At 71.2% G+C, this 24,743-nt stretch carries 25 protein-coding genes; 8 read left to right on the top strand and 17 right to left on the bottom strand.

All coding sequences use genetic code 11. The features are described 5' to 3' along the window. Positions 1-29 precede the first annotated feature (29 nt). Positions 30-950 carry an AEC family transporter gene (locus tag CP983_RS16225; protein WP_150500094.1) on the bottom strand — a complete coding sequence of 307 codons (921 nt, stop codon included), beginning with the start codon at positions 948-950 and terminating at the stop codon, positions 30-32. Positions 951-1,136: 186 nt separating this feature from the next. On the opposite strand from CP983_RS16225, the gene CP983_RS16220 reads away from it, so the two are divergent. Next, positions 1,137-1,523 carry an STAS domain-containing protein gene (locus tag CP983_RS16220; protein ID WP_150500092.1) on the top strand — a complete coding sequence of 129 codons (387 nt, stop codon included), beginning with the start codon at positions 1,137-1,139 and terminating at the stop codon, positions 1,521-1,523. Here CP983_RS16220 and CP983_RS16215 read toward each other — a convergent pair. Together CP983_RS16215 and CP983_RS16210 are read right to left on the bottom strand one after the other, a co-directional pair. Next, a complete protein-coding gene (locus CP983_RS16215; RefSeq protein ID WP_150500090.1) occupies positions 1,407-2,426 on the bottom strand; it encodes a sigma-70 family RNA polymerase sigma factor in 1,020 nt (339 codons plus the stop codon). The genes CP983_RS16220 and CP983_RS16215 overlap by 117 nt on opposite strands. A 173-nt stretch (positions 2,427-2,599) precedes the next feature. Further along, a complete protein-coding gene (locus tag CP983_RS16210) occupies positions 2,600-3,868 on the bottom strand; it encodes an MFS transporter (RefSeq protein WP_150500088.1) in 1,269 nt (422 codons plus the stop codon). 63 nt (positions 3,869-3,931) lie between these two features. Here CP983_RS16210 and CP983_RS16205 point away from each other — a divergent pair, with 63 nt between their 5' ends. Then, on the top strand, positions 3,932-4,885 hold the full coding sequence (locus CP983_RS16205) for a LysR family transcriptional regulator (RefSeq protein ID WP_126899733.1): 954 nt from the start codon (positions 3,932-3,934) through the stop codon (positions 4,883-4,885). Positions 4,886-4,911: 26 nt separating this feature from the next. On the opposite strand, the gene CP983_RS16200 is transcribed toward CP983_RS16205, so the two are convergent. After that, positions 4,912-5,673 carry an alpha/beta hydrolase gene (locus CP983_RS16200; protein ID WP_107903774.1) on the bottom strand — a complete coding sequence of 254 codons (762 nt, stop codon included), beginning with the start codon at positions 5,671-5,673 and terminating at the stop codon, positions 4,912-4,914. Positions 5,674-5,807: 134 nt separating this feature from the next. On the opposite strand from CP983_RS16200, the gene CP983_RS16195 reads away from it, so the two are divergent. Next, positions 5,808-7,004 (top strand): adenosine deaminase, encoded by a 1,197-nt coding sequence (locus CP983_RS16195; RefSeq protein WP_150500086.1) that lies wholly within the window; start codon positions 5,808-5,810, stop codon positions 7,002-7,004. Positions 7,005-7,142: 138 nt separating this feature from the next. Further along, complete coding sequence (locus CP983_RS16190; protein ID WP_107903770.1) at positions 7,143-7,565, top strand: ATP-binding protein; 423 nt, start codon at positions 7,143-7,145, stop codon at positions 7,563-7,565. Positions 7,566-7,706: 141 nt separating this feature from the next. On the opposite strand, the gene CP983_RS16185 is transcribed toward CP983_RS16190, so the two are convergent. The 5 genes from CP983_RS16185 to afsQ1 all read right to left on the bottom strand — a co-directional run bounded on the left by CP983_RS16185 (position 7,707) and on the right by afsQ1 (position 11,832). Further along, positions 7,707-7,907 (bottom strand): PspC domain-containing protein, encoded by a 201-nt coding sequence (locus CP983_RS16185; RefSeq protein WP_093747093.1) that lies wholly within the window; start codon positions 7,905-7,907, stop codon positions 7,707-7,709. Positions 7,908-8,015: 108 nt separating this feature from the next. Then, positions 8,016-8,567, bottom strand: a complete 552-nt coding sequence (locus tag CP983_RS16180; protein WP_150500084.1) for a VanZ family protein — start codon at positions 8,565-8,567, stop codon at positions 8,016-8,018. Positions 8,568-8,981: 414 nt separating this feature from the next. Next, positions 8,982-9,587, bottom strand: coding sequence for a hypothetical protein (locus tag CP983_RS16175; RefSeq protein ID WP_150500082.1), 606 nt, complete (start codon positions 9,585-9,587; stop codon positions 8,982-8,984). Then, positions 9,587-11,158, bottom strand: coding sequence for a sensor histidine kinase (locus CP983_RS16170; RefSeq protein WP_150500080.1), 1,572 nt, complete (start codon positions 11,156-11,158; stop codon positions 9,587-9,589). Before CP983_RS16170 ends, CP983_RS16175 begins: the two co-directional genes overlap by 1 nt. Then, positions 11,155-11,832 carry a two-component system response regulator AfsQ1 gene (gene afsQ1, locus CP983_RS16165; RefSeq protein ID WP_037867721.1) on the bottom strand — a complete coding sequence of 226 codons (678 nt, stop codon included), beginning with the start codon at positions 11,830-11,832 and terminating at the stop codon, positions 11,155-11,157. The genes CP983_RS16170 and afsQ1 overlap by 4 nt, the downstream gene beginning before the upstream one ends. Before the next feature lie 267 nt (positions 11,833-12,099). Between afsQ1 and CP983_RS16160 the strand changes: the two genes are divergently transcribed. Next, positions 12,100-12,846, top strand: a complete 747-nt coding sequence (locus CP983_RS16160) for a SigE family RNA polymerase sigma factor (protein WP_093747095.1) — start codon at positions 12,100-12,102, stop codon at positions 12,844-12,846. Positions 12,847-13,023: 177 nt separating this feature from the next. Here CP983_RS16160 and CP983_RS16155 read toward each other — a convergent pair whose 3' ends face one another. The 5 genes from CP983_RS16155 to deoC form a co-directional block, all read right to left on the bottom strand. Continuing rightward, positions 13,024-13,380, bottom strand: a complete 357-nt coding sequence (locus CP983_RS16155; RefSeq protein WP_150500078.1) for a DUF6281 family protein — start codon at positions 13,378-13,380, stop codon at positions 13,024-13,026. A 70-nt stretch (positions 13,381-13,450) separates the two neighbouring features. Next, the gene (locus CP983_RS16150; RefSeq protein WP_229914922.1) at positions 13,451-14,086 is read right to left on the bottom strand and encodes a uridine kinase family protein; all 636 of its coding nucleotides are present in this window, start codon (positions 14,084-14,086) and stop codon (positions 13,451-13,453) included. Between the two features lie 184 nt (positions 14,087-14,270). After that, a complete protein-coding gene (locus CP983_RS16145; protein ID WP_150500076.1) occupies positions 14,271-15,170 on the bottom strand; it encodes an aldehyde dehydrogenase family protein in 900 nt (299 codons plus the stop codon). Further along, the gene (locus CP983_RS16140) at positions 15,163-16,599 is read right to left on the bottom strand and encodes an aldehyde dehydrogenase family protein (RefSeq protein WP_150500074.1); all 1,437 of its coding nucleotides are present in this window, start codon (positions 16,597-16,599) and stop codon (positions 15,163-15,165) included. The genes CP983_RS16145 and CP983_RS16140 overlap by 8 nt, the downstream gene beginning before the upstream one ends. Before the next feature lie 5 nt (positions 16,600-16,604). Further along, on the bottom strand, positions 16,605-17,570 hold the full coding sequence (deoC, locus tag CP983_RS16135) for a deoxyribose-phosphate aldolase (protein ID WP_150500072.1): 966 nt from the start codon (positions 17,568-17,570) through the stop codon (positions 16,605-16,607). Positions 17,571-17,771: 201 nt separating this feature from the next. On the opposite strand from deoC, the gene CP983_RS16130 reads away from it, so the two are divergent. After that, complete coding sequence (locus tag CP983_RS16130) at positions 17,772-18,458, top strand: PH domain-containing protein (protein ID WP_150500070.1); 687 nt, start codon at positions 17,772-17,774, stop codon at positions 18,456-18,458. A gap of 139 nt (positions 18,459-18,597) precedes the next feature. Here CP983_RS16130 and CP983_RS16125 read toward each other — a convergent pair whose 3' ends face one another. The 3 genes from CP983_RS16125 to CP983_RS16110 all read right to left on the bottom strand — a co-directional run bounded on the left by CP983_RS16125 (position 18,598) and on the right by CP983_RS16110 (position 22,024). After that, entirely contained in the window at positions 18,598-20,229 is a 1,632-nt protein-coding gene (locus CP983_RS16125) for a phospho-sugar mutase (RefSeq protein WP_150500068.1), read from the bottom strand. Between the two features lie 401 nt (positions 20,230-20,630). Then, positions 20,631-21,455, bottom strand: coding sequence for a purine-nucleoside phosphorylase (locus CP983_RS16115; RefSeq protein WP_030956459.1), 825 nt, complete (start codon positions 21,453-21,455; stop codon positions 20,631-20,633). Positions 21,456-21,586: 131 nt separating this feature from the next. After that, positions 21,587-22,024: a gamma-glutamylcyclotransferase family protein gene (locus CP983_RS16110; RefSeq protein ID WP_107905243.1), complete on the bottom strand. Its 438-nt coding sequence runs from the start codon at positions 22,022-22,024 to the stop codon at positions 21,587-21,589. Positions 22,025-22,120: 96 nt separating this feature from the next. Between CP983_RS16110 and CP983_RS16105 the strand changes: the two genes are divergently transcribed. Further along, a complete protein-coding gene (locus CP983_RS16105) occupies positions 22,121-23,569 on the top strand; it encodes an NAD(P)H-quinone dehydrogenase (protein WP_125529642.1) in 1,449 nt (482 codons plus the stop codon). Between the two features lie 178 nt (positions 23,570-23,747). Beyond that, the gene (locus CP983_RS16100) at positions 23,748-24,704 is read left to right on the top strand and encodes a DeoR/GlpR family DNA-binding transcription regulator (protein WP_093747101.1); all 957 of its coding nucleotides are present in this window, start codon (positions 23,748-23,750) and stop codon (positions 24,702-24,704) included. Positions 24,705-24,743: the final 39 nt, after the last annotated feature.

The raw sequence follows: 24,743 nt of genomic DNA, 5'->3' as shown, positions 1-24,743 counted from the left end.
GGGACCTCGGGGTCCCGGCCCGTTTCGTTTCAGCCGAGCATCGCTGCGACCATCACCAGCACCGGTACCGAGATCACCGTCGACAGCAGGATCGAGTCGCGGGCCAGGCGTTCGGCGACGCGGTAGCTGGAGGCGTAGGTGTAGAGGTTCTGGGCCGCGGGGAGGGCCGAGGTGACCACCACGTCCAGCAGGGGTGCGCCGCGCAGGCCGAAGACGCCTGCCGCCAGTGCCCAGGCCGCCGCGGGCTGGCCGACCGACTTGAGGGCGACCGAGAGGAACACCGGATGGCGGTCGGGACCCCGGCCGGGCATCGTGCTGCCGCACAGGGAGATGCCGAACGCCAGCAGGACCGCCGGGACCGACATGCCGCCGATCAGGGTCAGGGGGTCCAGGACGGGCGCCGGGATCCGCAGCCCCGTCGCCGACACCGCGACGCCGGCCAGTGAGCCGACCGCGATCGGGTTGCGCAGCGGCGTCAGCATACGGCGCCACAGCGGGCCCTTCTCGCCCTTGCCGGACAGATCCAGGATCGTCAGGGCGACGGGGGTGACGCCGACGAGCTGGAACAGCAGCACCGGCGCCACGAGCGAGGCGTCGCCGAGGACGTACACGGCGATCGGGATGCCGAGGTTGCCGGAGTTGACGTAGCTGGAGCACAGCGCGCCGATCGTCGTACGGCCCACTCCCCAGTGCCGTACGACACCGACCGCGACGAAGACCCCGGCCGCCGCGGCCGTGCTCAGTGCCGTCACCAGCAGGCGGCTGGAGAAGATCACCGAGAGGTCGGTCTGCGCGAGCGTCGTGAACAGCAGGGCCGGGGACGCCACATGGAAGGCCAGCTTGGTGAGGACGTCGCGGCCCTGGTCGCCGAGGTAACCGCGCCGGCCGATCGCATAGCCCACCGCGATGACGACCGCGATCACCGCGAACCCCGTCAACACCCCCTGCACGGAACCTCCTTGGCGCGATGCGGGCCGCAGGGTATTCGGGGGCGCGACGATAGGTGGGGCATACAGCAAACCCTCCAGGTAAGGAGGGGACGGGGTCAATGTGATCTCGGTCGGCGGACACCCCCGCGGGCGCACGGAACCCGGGCAGCGGGCATCGGACGCGGGCGGCGAGGGCACTCGGGCCCGATGAGTTATCGCCTCCCGCCCGGTCTACCGCACGTGGACGCCATGACACCCGCGGTACTCGTGCTGGCCGGCCCCGTCACCCGGGACGAGGTGGCGGGGCTGTGCGACGACGTACGGGCCCGGCTGGAGGCCGGCGGGGCGAGAGTCGTGGTGTGCGACGTGGGCGGGCTGGGGCCGCCGGGCCTGGGCGTCGTGGATCTGCTGGCGCGGCTCCAGCTCGCCGCGCGACGGGCCGGGGGGCGGATCAGGCTGCGCGACCCCGATCCCGCCCTACACGCCCTCCTCGACCTGGTTGGTCTCCGCTTCGAGGTGGAGGGGCAGACCGAAGAGCGGGAACCAGCGCTTGGTGTCGAGGAAGAAGTGGAACCCGGTGAGCCGGCCGTCTGAGATCTCCAGGACCTGCACCGCCCACGGTGTGTAGCCGCCCGCCTCGGGGTCCGGCTTGTACTGGGCGAAGCCCGGCAGACCGTTCACCTCGACCGGTACCAGTCGTGAGCCCTCGCAGGCGGAGCCCAGTGTCGTCATGAAGCCGGCGATGTCGTCGTGGCCCGTCAGCCAGAGGTCGAACGGCGGCATCGTCATGATGGCGTCCTCGTGCAGCAGGGCCGTCAGCGCCGTCATGTCATAGCCCTCGAAGGCCGCCACATAGCGGTCCAGGAGCTTTTGCTGCTCGTCGTCCAGCGGGTCGGAGACGGTGGCCTGGGCGCCCGGCTGCTGCTGCTCGGCGAGGGTCGCGCGGGCCCGCTGCAGTGCGCTGTTGACCGACGCGACCGTGGTGCCGAGCAGCTCGGCGACCTCGGTGGCCCGCCAGGCCAGCACCTCGCGCAGGATGAGCACGGCACGCTGCTTGGGCGGCAGCTGCTGGAGGGCGGCCATGAAGGCGAGCCGCACCGACTCCTTGGCGACCGCCGCCTCCGCGGGGTCCTCGGTCGACGGCAGCACACGGCTGTCCGGCATCGGCTCCAGCCAGGTGTTGTCGGGGCGGGGCGAGAGCGCCGCCTGGGCCAGCGGCGTCGACTCCGTCAGGTCCATCGGGCGGGCCCGCTTGTTGCCGGCCGTCAGCATGTCCAGGCAGACGTTCGTCGCGATGCGGTACAGCCACGAGCGGAGACTGGAACGCCCCTCGAACTTGTCGTAGCTCCGCCAGGCCCGGACCATCGTGTCCTGCACCGCGTCCTCGGCCTCGAAGGACGAGCCGAGCATGCGGTAGCAGTACCCGGTCAGTTCGACGCGGTGTTTCTCCAGCCTGACATCGAGGTCCGTCGTCTTTGTCGCCGTGCCGTCGCTCATCGTCCACCCACCCCTGTGGCCGTGCTGTGTCGCGCCTTTGCGCCCAGTACTTGGAAGCTACCGCAGCCCACTGACAACGGCCCCCGGAGCGGACGAACACCCAGGTGAGAGGCGTACAAAAGCCGTTCCCCCCGACCGGCCGACCCCGGTCGGGGGGAAAGAGGACGTGCGACTCAGGCCGTCGCGAGCCGCTGCTGGGCCCGAGCCGCACGCGTTCCGAGGACGGTGATCGTCACGACGCCGAGCACCGCCAGCAGGCCGACCCCGACCGTGCCGGTCCAGCCGCCCGCGTGGAAGGCGATCGCGCCGATGGTGCTGCCCGCGCTGGAGCCGACGTAGTAGGCCGACTGGTACAGCGCGGCGGCCTGGGCGCGGCCCGCCGTGGCCGTCTTGCTGACGGCCGAGGACGCCACCGCGTGGCCCGCGAAGAAGCCGCCGGTGATCAGGACCAGGCCGAGCAGGACCAGGGGGAGGGAGTCGGCCAGGGAGAGGAACAGACCCGCCGCCGTGGTGCCGCCGGCCGCGTACAGCGCGCCCCGGCGGCCGAGGCGGCCCACCAGCCGGCCCGCCGTCGACGCCGACACCGTGCCGACCAGGTACACCAGGAAGATCGAGCCGATGATGCCCTGGGGCAGCGAGAACGGCGCCTCCGTCAGCCGGTAGCCGATCACCGTGTACACGCCGCCGAACACCGTCATGAACAGCGCGCCGATCGCGTACAGGCGCCGCAGCAGCGGGTTCGCGAGGTGGTCGCGGACCGTGCGGGCCAGGACGCGCGGGCGCAGCGAGCCCGCCTTGAAGTGGCGCGGGGCCGGAAGCAGCAGACGGAACGCCACCGCGCAGGCCACCGCGATCACGCCGATCACCCCCACGGCGACCCGCCAGCCCCACTCCTGGGCGACCCAGCCCGTGATCACCCGGCCGCTCATCCCGCCGACGCTGTTGCCCGCGACGAACAGGCCGATCGCCGTGATCAGCGCCCGCGGCCGGACCTCCTCGGCCAGATACGCCGTCGCCGACGCCGGCAGACCCGCCAGCGCGGCACCCTGGACCGCCCGCAGCACGACCAGGGCCGTCAGGTTCGGCGCGAAGGGCACCACGAGCCCGACGGTCACCGCGACCGCCAGCGACCCCGTCATGACCGTACGGCGTCCGAACCGCTCCGACAGCGCGCTCATGGGAAGGACGAAGAGCGCCAGACCGCCGGTCGCGGCCGCCACCGTCCAGCTCGCCTCGCTCGCCGCCACCCCGAACTCGCCCGAGATCAGCGGGAGCAGGGCCTGGGTGGAGTACAGCAGGGCGAAGGTCGCGACACCGGCGAGGAAGAGGGCGAAGCTCATCCGGCGGTAGCCGGGGCCGCCCGGGGCCATTCGGGAGTCGACGACAGGGACTGCGGGTGTGGCGTCCACGGTGATGGACGCCCCGGTACTGGCGGGAGACATGCCTCGAAGTTACGTACGGCGCCGCTCATCCGTCCAATGCATGGATTCGCCATAATCGTTCCCATGGAGCATCAGCAGAGGTCACGAGCTCGCCTGTCACCATCCAGTGACACAGAAGACATGACGATGTTGCTGGCGCCACGCCTGGCCCACTTCGCCGGCGTCGCCCGCACCGAGCACGTCACCCGCGCCGCGCAGGAGATGCGGGTCCCGCAGTCCACGCTCTCGCGCGCCATGGTCCGCCTCGAACAGGACCTGGGCGTCGACCTGTTCGCCCGCCACGGCCGCACGGTCTCGCTGACCCCGGCCGGCCGCACCTTCCTCGCCTCCGTGGAACGCGCCCTCGCCGAGATCGGGCGCGCCGCCGAGGAGGTCCGCGCCGACGCCGACCCGGCCACCGGCAAGGTCGCCTTCGGGTTCCTGCACACCATGGGCGCCGAGACCGTACCCGGGCTGATCCACGCCTTCCGCGCCGACCACCCCCGCATCCGCTTCAGCCTCGTGCAGAACTACGGCGAGGCGATGATCGAGCGGCTGCGGTCCGGCGAGCTGGACCTGTGCCTGACGTCCCCGGTGCCGGACGCCCCCGACCTGGTGGCCCGCCGCCTGGACGAACAGAAGCTGCGCCTCGTCGTGCCCGCCGACCACCGCCTCGCCTCGCGCAAGCGCGTCCGGCTGGCGGAGGCCGCCGACGAGACGTTCGTGACGCTGGAACCCGGCTACGGCATGCGCCGCATCACCGACGACCTCTGTCAGGAGGCGGGCTTCAAGCCGCGCATCGCCTTCGAGGGGGAGGAGGCGGAGACCCTGCGGGGCCTGGTCGCGGCGGGCCTGGGGGTCGCGCTCCTGCCCCCGCCGGCCGTACCCCGCCCCGGCGTGGTGGAACTGACGGTCACGGCCCCGAGGGCGGCCCGCGAGATCGGCGTCGCCTGGCTGGCCGACCGGCCCGACACCCCGCCGGTGGCGGCGTTCAAGAAGTTCCTGCTGTCCAGGAGGGGCAACTTGCTGCCCACGTGAGGTCCACGGCCCTCGGCTCGGCGCCGCTACCGCCGCAACGACTTCCCGAACCCGGAAGCCAACGGCATCCGCAGCCCCAGCGGCGGCGGAGCCGCGAACGCGTCGGCCACGGGCCGTGAGAACGCCCTGCCGAACAGCACGCCCATCACGAAGTCCTGTGCCAGCGCCAGGACTTCGTCCCGGTGCTGATGCAACGCGTGCCGGTCGGAGTGCACTTCGAACCGGCACACGTCCCGGTTCGCCTTCTTCGCCCGCTCCGCCAGCCGGAACGACAGCTCGGGGTCGGTCCGCTCGTCGTTCGTGCCGTGCACGAACAGCACCCGCCGCCCCGCGAGCTGTTTCACCGGTTCGGGTGCCGCCGCCATGTCCTCCTCCGGCAGCCAAGGGGCGATCGCCAGCACCGAGTTGACGGCCTCGTGGCCACCCGCGTGCAGCGCGGCCCGGGCGCCCATGTCGACCCCGACCAGGCACACGGGGACGTCGCCGTAGCGCCGTACGGCCTCGTCGGCCGCCCACAGCGCGTCGCTCGCGAGGTTCGCGGCGCTGCCGTTCCAGCCGCGGTAGCGGTAGCGCACGACATGCGTGGCCAGGCCGTCGTCCCGCCCCGCCCGTGTCAGCCGGCGCCCCAGCGTCCGCACATAGTTCGTCGCCAACAACGGCGCCGGCTTGCGATGTGAGGTCTCGTCACCCCCGGGAAGCAGGAGTACGACCCCGCTCACCGCCGTCGGTTCCGGCCCGATCGCCTTGCCCAGCCGGACCCTGCGCACCGGCGTCGCTTGCTGTGCCATGACAGAACAGTGTCAGAAGCACGGGTGTACGCCACCCGTCCTCGGGGTCACCGTTACGTATCGACGGATTCGTACAAGCGGGAAAATGGGGTGTTCAGCGGGTGATCTACGCGCGTAGGCGTTATGGTGCGGAAATGACGAGCGAGACTGCCCAGAAGGCGAACACCCCGAGCTCGGACCAGATCCGCCGGGCGCCGAAGGTTCTGCTGCACGATCACCTCGACGGCGGGCTCCGCCCCGGCACGATCGTCGAGCTGGCCCGCGACACGGTCCCCCACAGCCTTAATGGCGCGGGAGGTGCCCCCATCACCCACCTCCCCGAGACCGACCCCGACAAACTCGGCGTCTGGTTCCGGGACGCCGCCGACTCCGGATCCCTGGAGCGGTATCTGGAGACCTTCTCCCACACCGTCGGCGTGATGCAGACCCGCGACGCCCTCGTGCGGGTCGCGCGCGAGTGCGCCGAGGACCTCGCCGAGGACGGCGTCGTCTACGCCGAGGTGCGCTACGCACCCGAGCAGCACCTCGAAGGCGGGCTAAGCCTCGAAGAGGTCGTCGAGGCCGTCAACGAGGGCTTCCGCGAGGGCGAGCTGATCGCGCGGGAGAACGGTCACCGCATCCGCGTGGGCGCCCTGCTCACCGCCATGCGGCACGCAGCCCGCGCGCTGGAGATCGCCGAACTCGCCAACCGCTACCGGGACCTGGGCGTCGTCGGCTTCGACATCGCGGGCGCCGAGGCGGGGCATCCGCCGACCCGGCACCTCGACGCCTTCGAGTACCTCAAGCGCGAGAACAACCACTTCACCATCCACGCCGGCGAGGCGTTCGGGCTGCCGTCCATCTGGCAGGCCCTCCAGTGGTGCGGCGCCGACCGGCTCGGGCACGGGGTGCGCATCATCGACGACATCCAGGTGCACGCCGACGGCTCCGTGAAGCTCGGCCGGCTCGCCTCCTACGTCCGCGACAAGCGGATCCCGCTGGAGCTGTGCCCGAGCTCCAACCTCCAGACGGGGGCCGCCGATTCGTACGCCGAGCACCCCATCGGGCTGCTGCGCCGGCTGCACTTCCGCGCGACGGTGAACACCGACAACCGGCTCATGTCCCACACCAGTATGAGCCGGGAATTCGAGCATCTTGTCGAGGCATTCGGCTACACGCTCGATGACATGCAGTGGTTCTCCGTCAATGCGATGAAATCATCGTTCATTCCTTTCGATGAACGGCTCGCGATGATCAATGACGTCATCAAGCCCGGATATGCCGAACTGAAGTCCGAGTGGCTGTTCCGGCAGACCTCTTCTACCAGCGACTCTGCCGAGGAGCAGGGCTGACCTGGGATCCTCCGGTCACACGTAATGCGGGCGGCATTCACAATCCGTCCGCATTTCGATGTTTGCGGCCGGGTGCGGGGCGTGTTTACGGTCGAGGACCGCTTACATCCCCGTAACCAATTTTCGAGGACTCATTTCATGAAGCAGTCTGCTGCCAAGACCCTCGGTGTCGCCGCTCTCGGTGCCGCCTTCGCCGCCGCGGGCGCGGGTGCCGCGAACGCCGCGCCGGTCGCGCCCGACGCCGCCGGTTCGGCGCTGGACAACGTCACCCGGACGCTCCCCGCCGAGAACCTCGCCCAGTCGGCGCCCGGCGCCGGTGCGGGGCTGGCTCAGGGGGGTGCCGGGCTGGCTCAGGGGCAGGAGGCGCTCGCCGCCGGTCTGTCCGCCGCGCAGCCGGCCGCCGAGCAGGCCGTCGCCGGTGGGCCGACCGGCGTGGTCGCCGGGCTGCTCGGCGGGCTGCCGGTGCAGGGGGCCGCGGCCGAGGGGCTGCCGGTGCAGGGGCTGCCGGTTCAGGGGCTGCCCACTCAGGGGCTGCCGGTGAACGGGCTTCCGCTCGGCTGATTTCAGGGCGGCCGGGTGCTTGCTCGGTCGGAACGCACCGCTGGGGCGCACTCTTTGGACATGGGGTGCGCCCCGGCGGCTTTGTGCGTTCGGAGGGGGCTGAGAGGGGGGAGATGGGGGGCCGAGAGGGGGAGATGGTGGTTACCAGGCTGTGCGGGTCTTGTTCTCCGAGGGGAGCAGGATCCACATCGCTATGTAGAGCAGGAACTGCGGGCCCGGGAGCAGGCAGGAGAGCAGGAAGATGACGCGCATGGTCGTCGCGGAGGTGCCGAAGCGTCGTGCCAGCGCGGCGCACACTCCGCCGATCATGCGGCCGTTGGTGGGTCGGGCGAGCGCGGTCATGGTGCGGCTCCTTCGCGAGCGTCGGTCGAGGGCCTTCCTTGTGGGGCCTTCGAGTGGGTGCCTCATCTGACATCCACGCTACGCAGACGAACCGGGCAAAGCGTCACTCTACGGAGCTATGCCGACCCTGGGAATCGTCGGGGTACGACCCTGAGTCGGCTCATCCTGGGGGGTGGCGGGGCGGTCGGCTCGCTCGGACCTGCGGCGGAGGTGGATGCGGGCCGCCGGGACGATCGCCGCGTGGGCGAGGGCCACGCCGAGGGTGTTGAGGAGCAGCGAGTCGACGTCCACGACCTGGCCGGGGACGCCTGTTTGCAGGAGCTCTATGCCGAGGGAGATGAGGGCGCCCGCGGCCACCGTGCGGACGAGGGAGCCGAGGGGGGAGGCGGTGAGGCTGCCGTGTGCGGTCGGGATGAGGACGCCGAGGGGGGCGAGGAGGGCGAGGCCCTCGATGATGCGGCGGGCGGCTTCCTGCCAGCCGAGGGCGAGGTCGGCTCTGATGCCTGCGAAGGGTTGCAGGTTGGCGGGGGTGACCCAGGGGACGTCCAGGGGGCGCAGGGTGAGCCAGGCGACGAACGCGAGGTGTGCGAGCAGGAGGATGCCTCCCGTCACACGGATGCGGATCGCGGCGCTGCCGCCGATGGAGCCTTGACGCTGCACGCCCCCGTAGACGCGCTGTCCGGCGGGATCGGTTCCGGGGTGTGGGTTTGTGGGGTGAGGTGTCTGCCACATCGGGGTGCCTGCGGCGGCCTGTGCGGCCTCGGTGGGGGTGCGTGTAGCGCCTGGGGGTGGGAGGTGGGTCGGGGCCGTGCCGGGGGTGTCCGTCCTCGGTCGGGCGGTTGGGCTCTCTTAGAAGGGTGCTCGGCGTTGACGCCCGCCGCTGCGGGCGGACACCCCCCGGCACGTCCCCTCACCGCCGTGGGCGACTGCGACCCCCTAGGGGCGCGGGGAACTGCGCGACGGTTGTTAGGCCCACGGTCACGTCTCGGCGCAGGCCCACTGCAACGCCCTTCTTTTAGGGGCGCGAGGAACTGCGCGACCAGCCGCTGCGGGCCCGCAGACCTCGTACGGGCGTCAGCCGTCCGTGACCTCGGTCGACGGGGGCTCGTTGCTGCCGGGGCGGGTTCGGACCTCGTTCGTGCATTCGTAGCGGCGGGGGGTTTCCCGGGTCGGGCCGCCCAGGATCACCGAGCCGTCGCCCTCGGCGGCCGAGGAGTCGGAGAAGGTGCAGACGATCTGGGCCAGGGCGTACGACGTGAGGTCGTCGGGGGGTGTGCTCAGGCGGAGGGTCTCGTCGGGGTCGGCGGGGCGGGGGCCGGTTACTCCCATGGCGCCTCGGACGTCCGTGGTGTAGCCGGCCTCCTTCTCGGTGGCCGACGGGGTCGCCTCCAGTTCGTCCAGGAGGCCCTGGGCCACCAGGACGCGGCGGGCGGAGTCCGCGGTGCCGTCGGGTACGCGTACCGTCCGGTCCACCGCCACCAGTTGGGAGCCGCACAGCAGGAACACCTGGACCGGCAGGCCCCGCTCGGCCTGTGTCGAGATGTTCGGTTCCGAGAGGGAGCAGTGCACGCGCGACGGGGCCGGACCGAAGTCGGTCGGGACCTCCGTGGAGCGTATGCCGCAGCCCGTGAGGAGGGCCGCGGAGAGGGTCGTGAGGGTGAGGAGGCGGCGCTTCGTCATTACGCGTCTCCCTTTGGCGGGTTGTGCTGGGGGTTCTCGTCCCCTGACGCCACTGCGTCCGAGGTTTCCCTGGGGAGGCGCAGGGTGAAGATCGCGCCGCCCTCGGGGGAGTTGGCGGCCGTGATCTCGCCGCCGTGGATGTGGGCGTTCTCCAGGGCGATGGAGAGGCCCAGGCCGCTGCCCTCGGAACGGGGGCGGGACGCGCTGGCCTTGTAGAAGCGGTCGAAGACGTGGGGCAGGACGTCCTCGGGGATGCCGGGGCCGTGGTCGCGCACGGCGATGACGATCTCGTCGTCCGTCACCCGGACCGCCACGCGCACCGGCGAGCCGCCGTGCTTGAGGGCGTTGCCGATGAGGTTGGCCAGGATGACGTCCAGGCGGCGGGGGTCGAGGCGGACCATGATGCCGCGCTCGGCGTCCAGGTCGACCGCGTCCAGCCAGGCGCGGGCGTCGATACAGGCCGTGATCTGGTCGGCGATGTCGACGTGGTCGAGGACCAGGCGGGCCGTGCCCGCGTCGAAGCGGGTGACCTCCATGAGGTTCTCGACCAGGTCGTTCAGGCGGCGGGTCTCGCTGACCACCAGGCGTACGGCCGGCTCGATCATGGGATCCATGGAGCCGGATTCCATCTCGAGCTCCTCCTCCAGGACCTCGGTCACGGCCGTGATCGCGGTGAGGGGGGTGCGTAGTTCGTGGGACATGTCCGCCACGAAACGGCGGGACGACTCGTCGCGGGAGGCCATGTCGGCGACCCGCTTCTCCAGCGCGGCCGCCGCGTTGTTGAACGTCCGGGAGAGATCGGCGAGTTCGTCCGTGCCCGAGACGCGCAGGCGGGTGTCGAGCTTGCCCTCGCCGAGGCGGCGGGCCGCGACGCCGAGGCGCTGCACCGGCTTCAATACGGTCGTGGCGGCGGCCTGCGCGAGCAGCGCCGAGCCGATCAGGGCGAGGCCGGTGGCGATGCCGAGGGACCAGGCGAGGGAGTTGAGGTCCTTCGCCTCCTGCTCCAGCGACTTGAGCATGTAGCCCGTCGGACCGCCGCCGTTGACCTTGGTGCCGGCGATCAGATACGGGGTGTCGTCCTCCACTATCCGCTGCCAGTACAGGTGGTACTCGGCCTTGTTGGAGGAGTCGACCTCCTGCTTCTCGTTCACGGCCGTGCGCAGGGACTTCGGTACGTCCGCGAGGGTGAAGCCGTCCAGGCCGCCGGAGCTGCCGTAGGCGGGAGCGCCGGCGGCGTCCTGGGCCACCAGGAGCACGCTGAAGCGCTGGCTGCTGTTGGCCATCTGACCGGCGGTGTGCTGGAGTTCGTCCTGCGTGGGCTCCTCGGGCAACAGGCCTGCGCGGTTCTGCATCTCCTGCTCGAAGTCGCGCAGTACCGCGTCCTGCGTGCGGGTCAGCACCGCCTCGCGGTTGAGCCAGTAGGCGATGCCGGACGCGGACACGGCGGCCGTGAGGGCCACGAGGCCGAAGACGACGACCAGGCGCAGCCGCAGGCTCGTGAAACGCAGCCTCGACCACACCCCCTTGCGAGCCGCGAACCAGCCGCGGAATCCCCCCTGCGCTTCTGTCACTGAGGCGCGTCCAGGCGGTAGCCGACACCACGGACGGTACGGATCAGGGTCGGGGAGGACGGGACGTCCTCCACCTTCGCGCGCAGGCGCTGGACGCAGGCGTCCACGAGGCGGGAGTCGCCCAGGTAGTCGTGCTCCCAGACCAGGCGCAGGAGCTGCTGGCGGGACAGGGCCTGGCCCGGGCGGCGGCTCAGTTCGAGCAGCAGACGCAGCTCGGTCGGGGTGAGCTGGAGGTCCTCGCCGTTCTTGGTGACGGTCATGGCCGCGCGGTCGATGACCAGGCTGCCGAAGGCCGCCGCGTCGTTCGACTCCCGCTCCCCGCGCCGCAGCACGGCCCGGATGCGGGCGTCGAGGACGCGCCCCTGCACGGGTTTGACGATGTAGTCGTCGGCGCCGGACTCCAGCCCGACGACGATGTCGATGTCGTCGTTGCGCGCGGTCAGCAGGATGATCGGCAGCTGGTCGGTGCGCCGGATACGACGGCACACCTCGAAGCCGTCGATGCCGGGCAGCATCACGTCCAGCACGATCAGGTCCGGCCGCTGCTCACGCAGCAGTTTCAGACCGTCCTCGCCGGTGGCAGCGGTGGCCACACGGTGTCCCTGGCGGGTCAGTGAGAGCTCCAGGGCCGTGCGGATGGCGTCGTCGTCCTCGATCAGCAACAGGGAAGGCACGGGGGTCATTCTGGCCCATGCGGGGGTGGTCTTTCGACTCCTGTACGAGCAGTAGGGATACGTGTGCGTAGCGCTGCCGGCTGTGTCCGCGCTGTGGTGGCGCTGGGGGCGGGCTCTGACACAGGCCCCTGTGACAGCTCTGTGACAGTCGGCGGACACGGCGATGAAAGTGCCCGGGCAAGCTTTTCGGCACAAGGCAAGACAGCAGGACGCAACACAGCAGGACGCACGAGCAGAACACCGGAAGTCCACGACGGGGGGCGCGAGATGAACACGCTGCACGGCACCAGCACCAGCGCAGTGATCACGCGTCTGCACGACGTGAACGGGGGCCGGGGTTCGGAGAAGTCCGGTGCCGTGAGCGGGCGGGGGTGCGCTCGCGGCACCGGGCGTCAGCACACCGCGTACATGACGGTGGTTGACGGTTTCACGGGGGAACCGCACGGGGGAAGCGCGTACAGGGAGGACTCGGGGGAGCGTCGTCGCTCGCTGTCGGAGGCGGAGTTCACCGCCTACGTCCAGGAGCGCCGCGCCTCCCTGTACGCAACCGCCTACCACCTGACCGGTGACCGCTTCGAGGCCGAGGACCTGCTCCAGAGCGCGCTGTTCTCGACGTACAAGGCCTGGGACCGGATCAGTGACAAGGCCGCCGTCGGTGGTTACCTGCGGCGGACGATGACGAACCTGCACATCAGCGCGTGGCGCCGCCGCAAGCTGAACGAGTACCCGACCGAGGAGCTGCCGGAGACGCCCGGCGACACGGACGCGATGCGCGGCACCGAACTGCGCGCGGTCCTGTGGCAGGCGCTGGCCCGGCTGCCCGAACTCCAGCGGACGATGCTGGTCCTTCGTTACTACGAGGGCCGCACCGACCCGGAGATCGCGGACATCCTCGACATCAGTGTCGGCACGGTGAAGTCCAGCATCTGGCGGTCGCTCCGCCGGCTGCGCGAGGACGAGGTCCTCAGCTTCGGCCGTGACGAGGAGGACGCCTTCGGGGAGCTTGTCGCCTGAAGGTTCGGGGGGCACCGCGGGGGAGCGGTGACAAGTGGGGGATCCACGGGGGCTGGGGGGCCAACGGGGAACCCACGGGGGAACGGGGGGTGCTCCGCCACGGGGGACGTGGGCGGAGCACAACGACAGCGGGGCTGGAGGGCCGGGGGGTCCGTCCAGTCCCGCTTCGCTGTGTGCTCAGCGGACCTTCATCAGGGTCGCCTCGGCGGGCGTGTCGCCCACGGCGATGGCGACGGCCGGGTCCTCCCCCTCGACCGCGTACGCGGTGACCTTGCCCTCGGGGACTGCGCCTTCGGGGTCGTTCGGGGTGTCGTCGCACTCCGGGACCGTGGCGGTGCCCAGCTTCTTCCCGACGGTGAAGTCGGTGCCCGCGGTGCCGAGATAGGTGCGGTCGGCGTACGTCACCATGTACGCGCAGGAGGCCGCGGCGGTGCCGTCCGGCTCCGTGGCGTCTCCCTCACCGCAACCGGTGGCCGCCAGGGCCAGCAGAACAGCCGGGAGCACCCGGCGGACGGTCAGGGGTGCACCGGTCATCGGCTTCCTTCCCCACGCAGAAACAGGAGCGTTCTTCACGGTCCTACGACGGCGTGGGTGCCGACTTCGTTCAGGCTGCCGGGGCGGTGGCCGGGCAGCGGCCCGCGGCGGCCGCCGTGAGCCGGCCGAGGGCCTCGTCACGGTCGCAGGCGTATGCGCCCAGGGACGTCTGGTGGGCGACGATGGAGCGCTCCAGGCGCATCAGGCGCCAGCCGCGGCGCAGCAGGAAGGGCACCGACTTGCGGCCCTCCTTCAGGTCGCGCAGGAAGCGGCGGCGGAAGGTGCGCATCGGGCCCCGGCTCAGGCACAGCGCGTCGGCCAGGACACCGAGTTCACGGCAGCGGTTGACGATCTCGGCCGCGAAGATGCCCTCCGCGATGAACAGCGGGGTGCGGCCGATGTCGACGGACTCCGCGCCGGTGCGGGCGCTCAGCGAGATGTCGTACAGCGGCACGTCGGTGCGGCCCGTGCGGCACAGCTCGGTGATCGCCGCGACGGCCGTGTCGGCGTCCCAGGAGTCGGGGTGGTCCCAGTCGATGTCGGAGCTCCCCGGGACCAGGGGCAGGGTCGGGTCGTCGCCCTCTTTGTAGAAGTCGTCGAGCCGCAGGACCGGAAGGCCGGAGCGGGCGGCGAGAAGGGACTTGCCGGAGCCGGAGGGGCCGCAGAGCAGCACGACTCGCGTCGGTATGGGCGAAGGGGAACTCACGGGACACCAGTGTGAGGCATCGACGGGCCGGTGAACGACCCGGCGGACCACGTTTGATGCGCGGATCACACCTGCACTGCATGTGGCGTTCACCCGGCCACCCCGCGCCCGCGCGCGGCAGAGAGCCGCGTCTCCCCGGGACGGCGGGGAAGCGCGGCTCTCCGGTCTCGGTGCCGGCCGGTCCTCAGTACGACGAGCCGGACGCGCCCAGCGAACCCGTCGGGTGCCAGACCGTCTTCGTCTCCAGGAACGCCGTCATACGGTCGATGCCGGGCGTGGCGGTGTGGTCCACAGACTGTGGACGCAGGACGCGCTTGAGGTTGTCCGCCGCCGCGATCTCCAGCTCCTTCGCCAGGTCCTCGCCGGCGCCGGCCAGGTCGATCGCGTTGACGTCCTGGTGGGCGGCGAGCGGCGTGGCGATCTCCGCCGTACGGCCGGACAGGACGTTGACGACACCGCCGGGCAGGTCGGAGGTGGCCAGGACCTCGCCCAGGGACAGGGCGGGCAGCGGGGACTTCTCCGACGCCACCACGATCGCCGTGTTGCCGGTCGCGATCACCGGGGCGAGCACGGACACCAGACCCAGGAACGACGACTCCTGCGGCGCCACGATCGCGACCACACCGGTCGGCTCGGGCGAGGACAGGTTGAAGAACGGGCCCGCGACCGGGTTGCCGCCGCCCACGACCTGGGCGATCTTGTCCGTCCAGCCCGCGTACCAGACCCAGCGGTCGATCGCCGCGTCGACCTGCGCCGCCGCCTTCGACTTCGACAGGCCCTCGGCGTCGGCGACTTCGCGGACGTACTGCTCGCGCCGGCCCTCCAGCATCTCGGCGATGCGGTAGAGGATCTGACCGCGGTTGTACGCCGTCGCCCCGGACCAGCCGCCGAACGCCTTGCGGGCGGCGACCACGGCGTCACGGGCGTCCTTGCGGGACGACAGGGGGACGTTCGCCAGCCAGTTGCCCTTGGAGTCCGTCACCTCGTACACCCGGCCGCTCTCGGAACGCGGGAACTTCCCGCCGACGTACAGCTTGTAGGTCTTGAAGACGCTCAGACGCTGCTGCTCGGACTTGTCAGACATCGAGGTACGCCTCCAGGCCGTGGCGGCCGCCCTCGCGGCCGAAGCCCGACTCCTTGTATCCGCCGAACGGCGAGGTCGGGTCGAACTTGTTGAACGTGTTGGACCAGACGACACCGGCCCGGAGCTTGTTCGCCACGGCGAGGATCCGCGAGCCCTTCTCGGTCCAGATGCCCGCCGACAGGCCGTACGGGGTGTTGTTGGCCTTGGCGACGGCCTCGTCCGGGGTGCGGAAGGTGAGGACCGACAGGACCGGGCCGAAGATCTCGTCGCGGGCGATGCGGTGCGCCTGGGTGACGTTCGTGAAGAGCGTCGGGGCGAACCAGTAGCCGCTCTCCGGGATGTCACAGGCCGGCGACCAGCGCTCGGCGCCCTCCGCCTCGCCCGCCTCGACGAGCGAGGTGATGCGGGTCAGCTGCTCCTCGGAGTTGATCGCGCCGATGTCGGTGTTCTTGTCCAGCGGGTCGCCCAGGCGGAGCGTGGAGAGCCTGCGCTTGAGGGACTCCAGCAGTTCCTCCTCGACCGACTCCTGGACCAGCAGCCGGCTGCCGGCGCAGCAGACCTGGCCCTGGTTGAAGAAGATGCCGTTGACGATGCCCTCGACGGCCTGGTCGATGGGGGCGTCGTCGAAGACGATGTTGGCGCCCTTGCCGCCGAGCTCCAGGGTGACCTTCTTGCGGGTGCCGGCGATCGTGCGGGCGATCTCCTTGCCGACGGCCGTGGAGCCGGTGAAGGCGACCTTGTTGACGTCCGGGTGCGCGACGACCGCGGCGCCCGCGTCGCCGTATCCGGGAAGGATGTTGACGACGCCCTTGGGCAGGCCCGCCTGGCGGCAGATGTCCGCGAAGAACAGGGCCGACAGGGGGGTCGTCTCGGCGGGCTTCAGTACCACCGTGTTGCCGGTGGCGAGCGCGGGGGCGATCTTCCACGCCAGCATGAGGAGGGGGAAGTTCCAGGGGATGACCTGGCCGGCCACGCCCAGCGGCTGCGGGTTCGCGCCGAAGCCGGCGTGGTCGAGCTTGTCGGCCCAGCCCGCGTAGTAGAAGAAGTGCGCGGCGACCAGCGGGAGGTCCGCGTCGCGGGTCTCCTTGATCGGCTTGCCGTTGTCCAGGGTCTCCAGGACGGCCAGCTCACGGCTGCGCTCCTGGATGATCCGGGCGATGCGGAAGAGGTACTTCGCGCGCTCGGAGCCCGGCAGCGCCGACCACTTCTCGAACGCCTTGCGGGCGGCCTGCACGGCACGGTCCACGTCCGCCTCGCCCGCCTGGGCGATCTCGGCGAGGACCTCCTCGGTGGACGGCGAGACGGTCTTGAAGACCTTGCCGTCGGCCGCCTCCACGAACTCGCCGTCGATGAACAGGCCGTACGACGGCGCGATGTCGACGATCGAGCGGGACTCGGGGGCCGGTGCGTATTCGAATACCGATGCCATGGTGATCAGTCCACCGTCACGTAGTCGGGGCCGGAGTAGCGGCCGGTGGCCAGCTTCTGCCGCTGCATCAGCAGGTCGTTCAGAAGCGAGGAGGCGCCGAAGCGGAACCAGTGGTTGTCCAGCCAGTCCTCGCCGGCGGTCTCGTTGACCAGAACGAGAAACTTGATCGCGTCCTTGGAGGTACGGATCCCGCCGGCCGGCTTCACACCGACCTGGATGCCGGTCTGGGCGCGGAAGTCCCGCACCGCTTCCAGCATAAGGAGGGTGTTCGCGGGCGTGGCGTTCACGGCGACCTTGCCGGTGGACGTCTTGATGAAGTCGGCGCCGCCCAGCATGCCGAGCCAGCTGGCCCGCCGGATGTTGTCGTACGTCGACAGCTCGCCGGTCTCGAAGATGACCTTGAGGCGGGCCGCCCCGGAGGCCTCCTTCACGGCGACGATCTCGTCGTACACCTTCATGTAGTTCCCGGCGAGGAAAGCGCCCCGGTCGATGACCATGTCGATCTCGTCGGCACCGGCGGCGACGGCCTCACGGACGTCCGCCAGCTTCACCCCCAGGGGCGCGCGGCCCGCGGGGAAGGCCGTGGCGACGGAGGCGACCTTCACGGTCGACCCGGCGACGGCCGCCTTGGCGGTGGCCACCATGTCGGGATAGACGCAGACGGCGGCCGTCGAGGGCGTCGTCCGGTCCGTCGGGTCGGGGTGGACCGCCTTGGCGCCGAGCGCCCGGACCTTGCCCGGGGTGTCCGCGCCTTCCAGCGTCGTCAGGTCGACCATCGAGATGGCGAGGTCGATGGCGTACGCCTTGGCGGTCGTCTTGATGGAACGGGTACCGAGGGACGCGGCCCGCCCCTCCAGGCCGACCGCGTCGACACCCGGCAGCCCGTGGAGGAAGCGGCGCAGCGTGCTGTCGGACGCGGTGACGTCCGTGAGTGCGTGAGCTGCGGCAGATGCATTGGTGGGCATGGTCACCAGACGAGCATATCTACGCGCGTAGCGGCTGTACACCCCGAGGGGGCGGATGACTGGAAAGTCCGGGGCCGGTCATGCCCTCAGGGGCGCGGGGAACTGCGCGAGCGGCCATGGTCGGCCCGCGCTCGCGCACCGGACATGTTCCCTCACGGCGAGTGGGTGATCGGCAGGGCGGCGCAGCCGTACGGCACAATCGGCCTCATGACGACCCCCGAACACCCGTCCCCCTCCCCAGACCCCACCTCGAAGGACCGGGTGTACCGCTCACCCATGGGCATCGTCGGCGGAGTCGCCCTGCTGGTCATCGTGCTCTGGCTCGGCTTCGACGCCCTGCTGCGCGGCGAGGGACGCACCCAGTGGCTGGCCCTCGCGGCGATCATCCTCCTCGTGCCGCTGGTGATCGCGTTCACCCTGCGTCCCGCCGTCCACGCCAACGAGGACCGGCTGCGCATCCGCAACCCGCTCCGCGTGATCGTGCTGCCCTGGGGCCAGGTCGCCGCGCTGCGCTCCAGCTACTCGAACGAGGTCGTCGCCAAGTCCGGCACCAAGTTCCAGCTGTGGGCGGTCCCGGTCTCCCTGCGGGCCCGCAAGAAGGCCGCCCGGCGTTCGGCCCGCGCGGCTTCGGGGCGCGGCGACCGCGGCGGCCGTACGGGCGGCGGCGCGGGATTCGGCGGGCTCGGCTTCGGCGCGCCGCGCGGGGACGTCGACTCGGACGGTCCGATGCGGGCCGAGACCGACAAGGTCATGGACGACCTGCGGGAACTGCTGGAGCAAGGGGAGAACTCGGAGTCCGCGCAGGGCGAGGTGACCGTGCGCTGGGCCTACGAGGTGGCGGGACCGGTCGTCGCGGGCGCCGTGCTGCTGGTGATCCTGCTGGCGATCGGCTGAGCGGACCGCGGGCCGCGGTCCTGCGCGCCCGCGGGCGGCCTGCCGTACGCGCGGGTCGACCGCCGTGGAGGGAACGCCCGAAAGGGTGCCTCCGCATGGGGGCACCCTTTCGGGAACGATCAGTAATGCGGTGTACGGCTCAGATGCCCGCCGCCGTCGACAGGTCCCGCTTGATCGTCGCCAGTAGGGCGGCCGCCTCGGCGCGGGCCGCCGGGAGGTCGGCGTGCTTCGCCACCGGGACGACGACCTCCAGGTAGCACTTCAGCTTGGGCTCGGTGCCGCTGGGGCGGACGATGACGCGGGCGCCTTCGAGGGTGTAACGCAGACCGTCGGTGGGCGGCAGCGTCTCGGTGCCCCGGGTGAGGTCCTCGGCGCGGGTGATGGCCAGGCCGGCCAGCTCCGTCGGCGGCTGCTCGCGCAGTCGGCGCATGGCGTCCGCGATGACCGACAGGTCCTCGACGCGCACCGAGAGCTGGTCCGTGGCGTGCAGACCGTGCTCCACGGCGAGGTCGTCGAGGAGGTCGAGGAGCGTGCGGCCCTCTTCCTTGAGTGCGGAGGCGAGCTCGGTGATCAGCAGGGCGGCGGTGATGCCGTCCTTGTCGCGCACGCCCTCGGGGTCCACGCAGTAGCCGAGGGCCTCCTCGTAGCCGTAGCGCAGGCCGTCGACGCGGGCGATCCACTTGAAGCCGGTGAGGGTCTCCTCGTACGGGAGCCCCGCCTTCTCGGCGATCCGGCCGAGGAGGGAGGAGGAGACGATCGACTCGGCGAACGTGCCGCGCGCGCCTCGGCCGACCAGGTGTGCGGCGAGGAGGGAACCGACTTCATCGCCGCGCAGCATGCGCCATTCGGCGTCTTCCTTTACGGCCACGGCGCAGCGGTCGGCGTCGGGGTCGTTGGCGATGACGAGGTCCGGGTCCGTCTCGCGGGCCTTCGCGAAGGCGAGGTCCATCGCGCCGGGCTCCTCCGGGTTGGGGAACGCGACGGTGGGGAAGTCCGGGTCGGGGTCGGCCTGCTCGGCGACGAGGGCGGGGGCGGGGAAGCCGGCGCGCTCGAAGGCGGCGAGGAGGACGTCCTTGCCCACGCCGTGCATGGCCGTGTAGACGGTGCGGGCGGTGCGGGGGGAGCCGGCCGCGAGGACCTCGTCCGTGCGGGCGAGGTAGGCGTCGAGGACGCTGTCGTCGAGGGTCTCCCAGCCGGAGTCCGGGCGGGGGACGTCGTTGAGGGACCGTACTGCGTCGATCTCGGCGGCGATGTCCGCGTCGGCGGGCGGGACGATCTGGGAGCCGTCGCCGAGGTAGACCTTGTAGCCGTTGTCGCGGGGCGGGTTGTGGCTGGCCGTGACCTCTACGCCGGCTGCGGCGCCGAGGTGCCTTATCGCGTACGCGAGGACCGGGGTGGGGAGGGGGCGGGGGAGTACGGCTGCGCGCAGGCCCGCGCCGGTCATGACGGCGGCCGTGTCGCGGGCGAAGTCCTCCGACTTGTGGCGGGCGTCGTAGCCGATGACCACGAGGCCGTCGGTGTGACCCTGGGACTTGAGGTAGGCGGCGAGGCCGGCTGCGGCGCGGATGACGACGGTGCGGTTCATGCGCATGGGGCCGGCGCCGAGTTCGCCTCGCAGGCCCGCGGTGCCGAACTGGAGGGTGCCGCTGAAGCGGGGGGCGAGTTCGGTGACGTCCGCGGCGTCGATGAGCTTCGCGAGTTCGGCGCGGGTCTCCGGGTCCGGGTCCTCCTCGAGCCATGCCTTGGCCCGGGTGATGAGGTCGTCGTGCACGTCGGGGTCAGCCTCTCGTTGTCGGTCGTGGTGCCTGCGGCGGCCTGTGCGGCCTCGGTGGGGGTTCGCGTAGCGCCTTCGGTCCGGTGGGCGGGTCGGGGCCGTGCCGGGGGGTGTCCGTCCTCGGTCGGGCGGTTGCTGTGTCTCAGCAGGGTGCCCTGCGTTGACGCCCGCCGCTGCGGGCGGACACCCCCCGGCACGTCCCCTTCGCGCCGTACGCGGCTGGAACGCCCCAAGGGGCGCGGGGAACTGCGCGACGGTTGTGACGGTTGCGGTCACGGCTTGGCGCAGGGCCACTGCAACCCCCTGCCTTTAGGGGCGCGGGGAACTGCGCGACCAGCCCCCGCGGGCCCGCAGCCGCCGGACTGCGAACCGTGGCGCTACCGAGGCGCGGCGTCTTCCTACAGGCGGCCGAGGACCTGGGCCAGCAGGGAGCCCATCTGCGTCGCGCTGTCGCGGCCCGCCTGGAGGACCTCCTCGTGGTTGAGGGGCTCGCCCGTCATGCCCGCGGCGAGGTTCGTCACCAGGGAGATACCCAGCACCTCCGCGCCCGCCTCGCGCGCGGCGATCGCTTCGAGGACCGTCGACATGCCCACCAGGTCCGCGCCGATGACGCGGGCCATGCGGATCTCGGCCGGCGTCTCGTAGTGCGGGCCGGGGAACTGGGCGTAGACGCCCTCCTCGAGGGTGGGGTCGATCTCCTTGCACAGGGCGCGCAGGCGGGGGGAGTAGAGGTCGGTGAGGTCGACGAAGTTGGCGCCGATGATGGGCGACGTGGCCGTCAGGTTGATGTGGTCGCTGATCAGGACCGGCTGGCCGGGGCGCATGCCCTCGCGCAGGCCGCCGCAGCCGTTGGTCAGGACGATCGTCTTGCAGCCGGCCGCCACCGCGGTGCGGACGCCATGGGACACGGCGGCCACGCCGCGGCCCTCGTAGTAGTGGGTGCGGCCGAGGAAGACCAGGGCGCGCTTGTTGCCGATCCGGTACGACCGGACCTTGCCGCCGTGCCCTTCGACCGCCGGCGGGGGGAACCCGGGCAGCTCGGTGACCTGGAACTCGGCCTCGGGTGCGCCGAGGGCGTCCACGGCCGGAGCCCAGCCGGAGCCCATCACGAGGGCGACGTCGTGGGTCTCGGCGCCGGTGAGTTCGCGCAGGCGCGCGGCGGCGGCGTCGGCGGCGGCGTGGGGGTCGCCCTGGATGTCGTCCGGAAGAAGAGATGCGTTCACGCGACTGAGGGTAGCCGGTTTGGGCCTACGCGCGTAGATGACAGAGCTCACGGGATGGCGATCGTTGTCTTGTCGTTTCCAACGAAACCTGTGAACGCGGGGACTGGAGGGATGTGTGAGACCGGTGAGCCTCAGCAGGGGCGCTTGCGCAGCTCCATCACGTAGTCGTGGGGCGCCCCGGCCGACTCCGCGGCGTCCGCGACCTCGCCCAGGTAGCGCGCCGACGGCAGCCCGCCCTCGTAGGCGTTCAGCACGTACGTCCAGGCCGGCTCCTCGCCCTCCAGCGTGTGCACGCGGACCCGCAGACGGCGGTAGATGCCGAGGCCGACGCCCTCCCAGCGGTCCAGGGAGTCCTCGTCCATGGGCGCGATGTCGTACAGCGCGACGAAGACCTGCTCCATGGGGTCCTCGACGAGGGTCGCCAGCGCGCCCTCCCAGCCCAGCTGCTCGCCGCCGAACGTCAGCCGCCACCCGTTCAGCCAGCCGGTGGCGCGCAGCGGCGAGTGCGGGGCGCGGCGGGTCATCAGCCGCGCGTCGAGATTGCCGGCGTACGCGGCGTAGAGCGACATGGAGAGAGGGTACGGCAGGTGCATCGTGTGCCCCTCCCGTAACGGTGGTGTCTCGGGCGGGCCCCCAGGCGGTACCACGGTGATGCGTGCGGGACAATGGAGTACGTGACTCGGATCGTGATCATCGGTGGCGGACCCGGCGGATACGAAGCGGCGCTGGTCGCCGCTCAACTCGGCGCGGAGGTGACCGTCGTCGACTGCGACGGTCTGGGCGGGGCGTCGGTGCTCACCGACTGCGTGCCGTCCAAGACCCTGATCGCCACGGCCGAGGTGATGACCACCTTCGACTCCTCCTACGAGGAGCTGGGGATCATCGTCGCCGACGACACGCCGCACATCGACACGCCCGCCCGTGTGGTGGGCGTCGATCTGGGCAAGGTCAACCGGCGTGTGAAGCGGCTCGCGCTCGCCCAGTCGCACGACATCACCGCCTCCGTCACCCGGGCCGGCGCCCGGGTCATGCGCGGCCGCGGCCGGCTGGAGGGCATGCAGGGCCTCGACGGGTCGCGGAAGGTCGTCGTGCGCGCCGCCGACGGGACCGAGGAGACGCTCGTCGCTGACGCGGTCCTGATCGCCACCGGTGGTCATCCGCGTGAGCTGCCCGACGCCCAGCCCGACGGCGAGCGCATCCTGAACTGGACCCAGGTCTACGACCTCAACGAGCTGCCCGAGGAGCTCATCGTGGTCGGCTCGGGTGTCACCGGCGCCGAGTTCGCCGGCGCCTACCAGGCGCTCGGGTCGAGGGTCACCCTCGTGTCGTCGCGGGACCGTGTGCTGCCGGGCGAGGACCCGGACGCCGCGGCCGTCCTGGAGGACGTCTTCCGGCGTCGTGGCATGAACGTCATGGCGCGCTCGCGTGCCGCCGCCGCCAAGCGGGTCGGCGACCGGGTCGAGGTCACCCTCGCCGACGGGCGTGTCATCAGCGGCACCCACTGCCTCATGGCCGTCGGCGCCATCCCCAACAGCGAGGGCATGGGCCTGGAGGAGGCCGGCGTCAAGCTGCGCGACTCCGGGCACATCTGGACCGACAAGGTCTCGCGGACGACCGCGCCGGGCGTGTACGCCGCCGGTGACGTCACCGGAGTCTTCGCCCTCGCCTCGGTCGCGGCGATGCAGGGACGTATCGCCATGTACCACTTCCTGGGCGACGCGGTGGCCCCGCTGAACCTGAAGACCGTGTCCTCGAACGTCTTCACCGACCCCGAGATCGCCACCGTCGGCTACTCGCAGGCCGACGTGGACGCGGGCAAGATCGACGCCCGGGTCGTCAAGCTGCCCCTGCTGCGCAACCCGCGCGCGAAGATGCAGGGCATCCGGGACGGCTTCGTCAAGATCTTCTGCCGCCCCGGCACGGGCATCGTGGTCGGCGGCGTGGTCGTCTCCCCGCGCGCCTCGGAACTCATCCACCCGATCTCGATCGCGGTCGACAACAATCTGACGGTCGAACAGATCGCGAACGCCTTCACCGTGTACCCCTCTCTTTCGGGCTCGATCGCCGAGGTGGCACGGCAGTTGCACACTCGCAAGTCCGGTGGTGAACTCTAGGGTCCGCCCAGGCGGCCGGATCCGATTCCCCGCTGGTCACGGGGAGTTGTCGAGCATGCGTGCGGCATAGGCGGCGGGACTAGGCTCTATACCACTTCTCGCCCTAGCGTGCGAACAACTTCTGTTATTCGGCGCAAACTGCTGAAACCAGACGGTCGTTGGGGTTACTGTCAGTTTCGTGTTCGCTGCAGAACGTCGCCAATTGATCCTCGAAATGGTGCGAGCGAACGGAGCCGTGTCGCTCCGTGAGCTCGCCCGCGTCGTCCAGACCTCCGAAGTGACCGTACGGCGGGACGTGCGCGCACTGGAGGCAGAAGGACTCCTCGACCGCCGGCACGGCGGTGCGGTATTGCCGGGCGGGTTCACGCGGGAGTCCGGCTTTCCGCAGAAGTCACATCTCGCGACCGCCGAGAAGACGGCCATCGCCGACCTCGCCGCGAACTTCGTGGAGGAGGGCGAGGCGATCGTCGTCGGGGCGGGAACCACCACGCAGGAGCTGGCCCGCCGGCTCGCACGCGTGCCCGGACTGACCGTCGTCACCAACTCCCTCCTGGTCGCGCAGGCGTTGGCCCATGCCAACCGGGTCGAGGTCGTCATGACCGGCGGCACGCTCCGCGGCTCCAACTACGCCCTCGTCGGCAGCGGAGCCGAGCAGTCCCTGCAAGGGCTGCGCGTGTCGCGTGCCTTCCTCTCCGGCAGTGGCCTGACCGCCGAGCGCGGGCTGTCCACGTCCAACATGCTCTCGGCGTCCGTCGACCGGGCACTCGTCCAGGCGGCCGCGGAGGTCGTCGTCCTCGCCGATCACACCAAGCTCGGCACGGACACGATGTTCCAGACCGTGCCGACGGACGTCATCACCCGGCTCGTCACCGACGAACCGCCCGCCCACGACGACCGTGCGCACACCGAGTTGCAGGCCCTTGCCGATCAGGGGGTGCAGATCGCCGTGGCCGGGGCGAGCGGGGCGTCGGGGGGTGACGAGGTCCCGGCGCGGCGTCAGCAGCGTGCGCTGCCGGGACCGCGACGGGGGCCCTCCGGGGGTGGGCCGGGGTTGCGGCCGGCCGGGGCGGCGGTGCTCGGGGAGCAGGGAGCCGAGCGGGAGCGGGCTCGCGTCGCGGATCTGCGGCGACGGTAGGTCCGGTTCGCCCGGTCGCCGTAGGGCTTCGCGTTGACG

The sequence above is a fragment of the Streptomyces chartreusis genome (assembly GCF_008704715.1).
Classification (GTDB): domain Bacteria; phylum Actinomycetota; class Actinomycetes; order Streptomycetales; family Streptomycetaceae; genus Streptomyces; species Streptomyces chartreusis.
Note: the sequence above shows the minus strand (reverse complement) of the source record. Positions and strands in the feature narration are given on the sequence as shown.

Coding starts and splice junctions, on each gene's coding strand:
- CP983_RS16220 (WP_150500092.1), top strand. CDS start 1,137: ATGAGTTATCGCCTCCCGCCCGGTCTACCGCACGTGGACGCCATGACA.
- CP983_RS16215 (WP_150500090.1), bottom strand. CDS start 2,426: ATGAGCGACGGCACGGCGACAAAGACGACGGACCTCGATGTCAGGCTG.
- CP983_RS16210 (WP_150500088.1), bottom strand. CDS start 3,868: ATGTCTCCCGCCAGTACCGGGGCGTCCATCACCGTGGACGCCACACCC.
- CP983_RS16205 (WP_126899733.1), top strand. CDS start 3,932: ATGGAGCATCAGCAGAGGTCACGAGCTCGCCTGTCACCATCCAGTGAC.
- CP983_RS16200 (WP_107903774.1), bottom strand. CDS start 5,673: ATGGCACAGCAAGCGACGCCGGTGCGCAGGGTCCGGCTGGGCAAGGCG.
- CP983_RS16195 (WP_150500086.1), top strand. CDS start 5,808: ATGACGAGCGAGACTGCCCAGAAGGCGAACACCCCGAGCTCGGACCAG.
- CP983_RS16190 (WP_107903770.1), top strand. CDS start 7,143: ATGAAGCAGTCTGCTGCCAAGACCCTCGGTGTCGCCGCTCTCGGTGCC.
- CP983_RS16185 (WP_093747093.1), bottom strand. CDS start 7,907: ATGACCGCGCTCGCCCGACCCACCAACGGCCGCATGATCGGCGGAGTG.
- CP983_RS16175 (WP_150500082.1), bottom strand. CDS start 9,587: ATGACGAAGCGCCGCCTCCTCACCCTCACGACCCTCTCCGCGGCCCTC.
- CP983_RS16160 (WP_093747095.1), top strand. CDS start 12,100: ATGAACACGCTGCACGGCACCAGCACCAGCGCAGTGATCACGCGTCTG.
- CP983_RS16155 (WP_150500078.1), bottom strand. CDS start 13,380: ATGACCGGTGCACCCCTGACCGTCCGCCGGGTGCTCCCGGCTGTTCTG.
- CP983_RS16145 (WP_150500076.1), bottom strand. CDS start 15,170: ATGTCTGACAAGTCCGAGCAGCAGCGTCTGAGCGTCTTCAAGACCTAC.
- CP983_RS16140 (WP_150500074.1), bottom strand. CDS start 16,599: ATGGCATCGGTATTCGAATACGCACCGGCCCCCGAGTCCCGCTCGATC.
- CP983_RS16130 (WP_150500070.1), top strand. CDS start 17,772: ATGACGACCCCCGAACACCCGTCCCCCTCCCCAGACCCCACCTCGAAG.
- CP983_RS16110 (WP_107905243.1), bottom strand. CDS start 22,024: ATGTCGCTCTACGCCGCGTACGCCGGCAATCTCGACGCGCGGCTGATG.
- CP983_RS16105 (WP_125529642.1), top strand. CDS start 22,121: ATGGAGTACGTGACTCGGATCGTGATCATCGGTGGCGGACCCGGCGGA.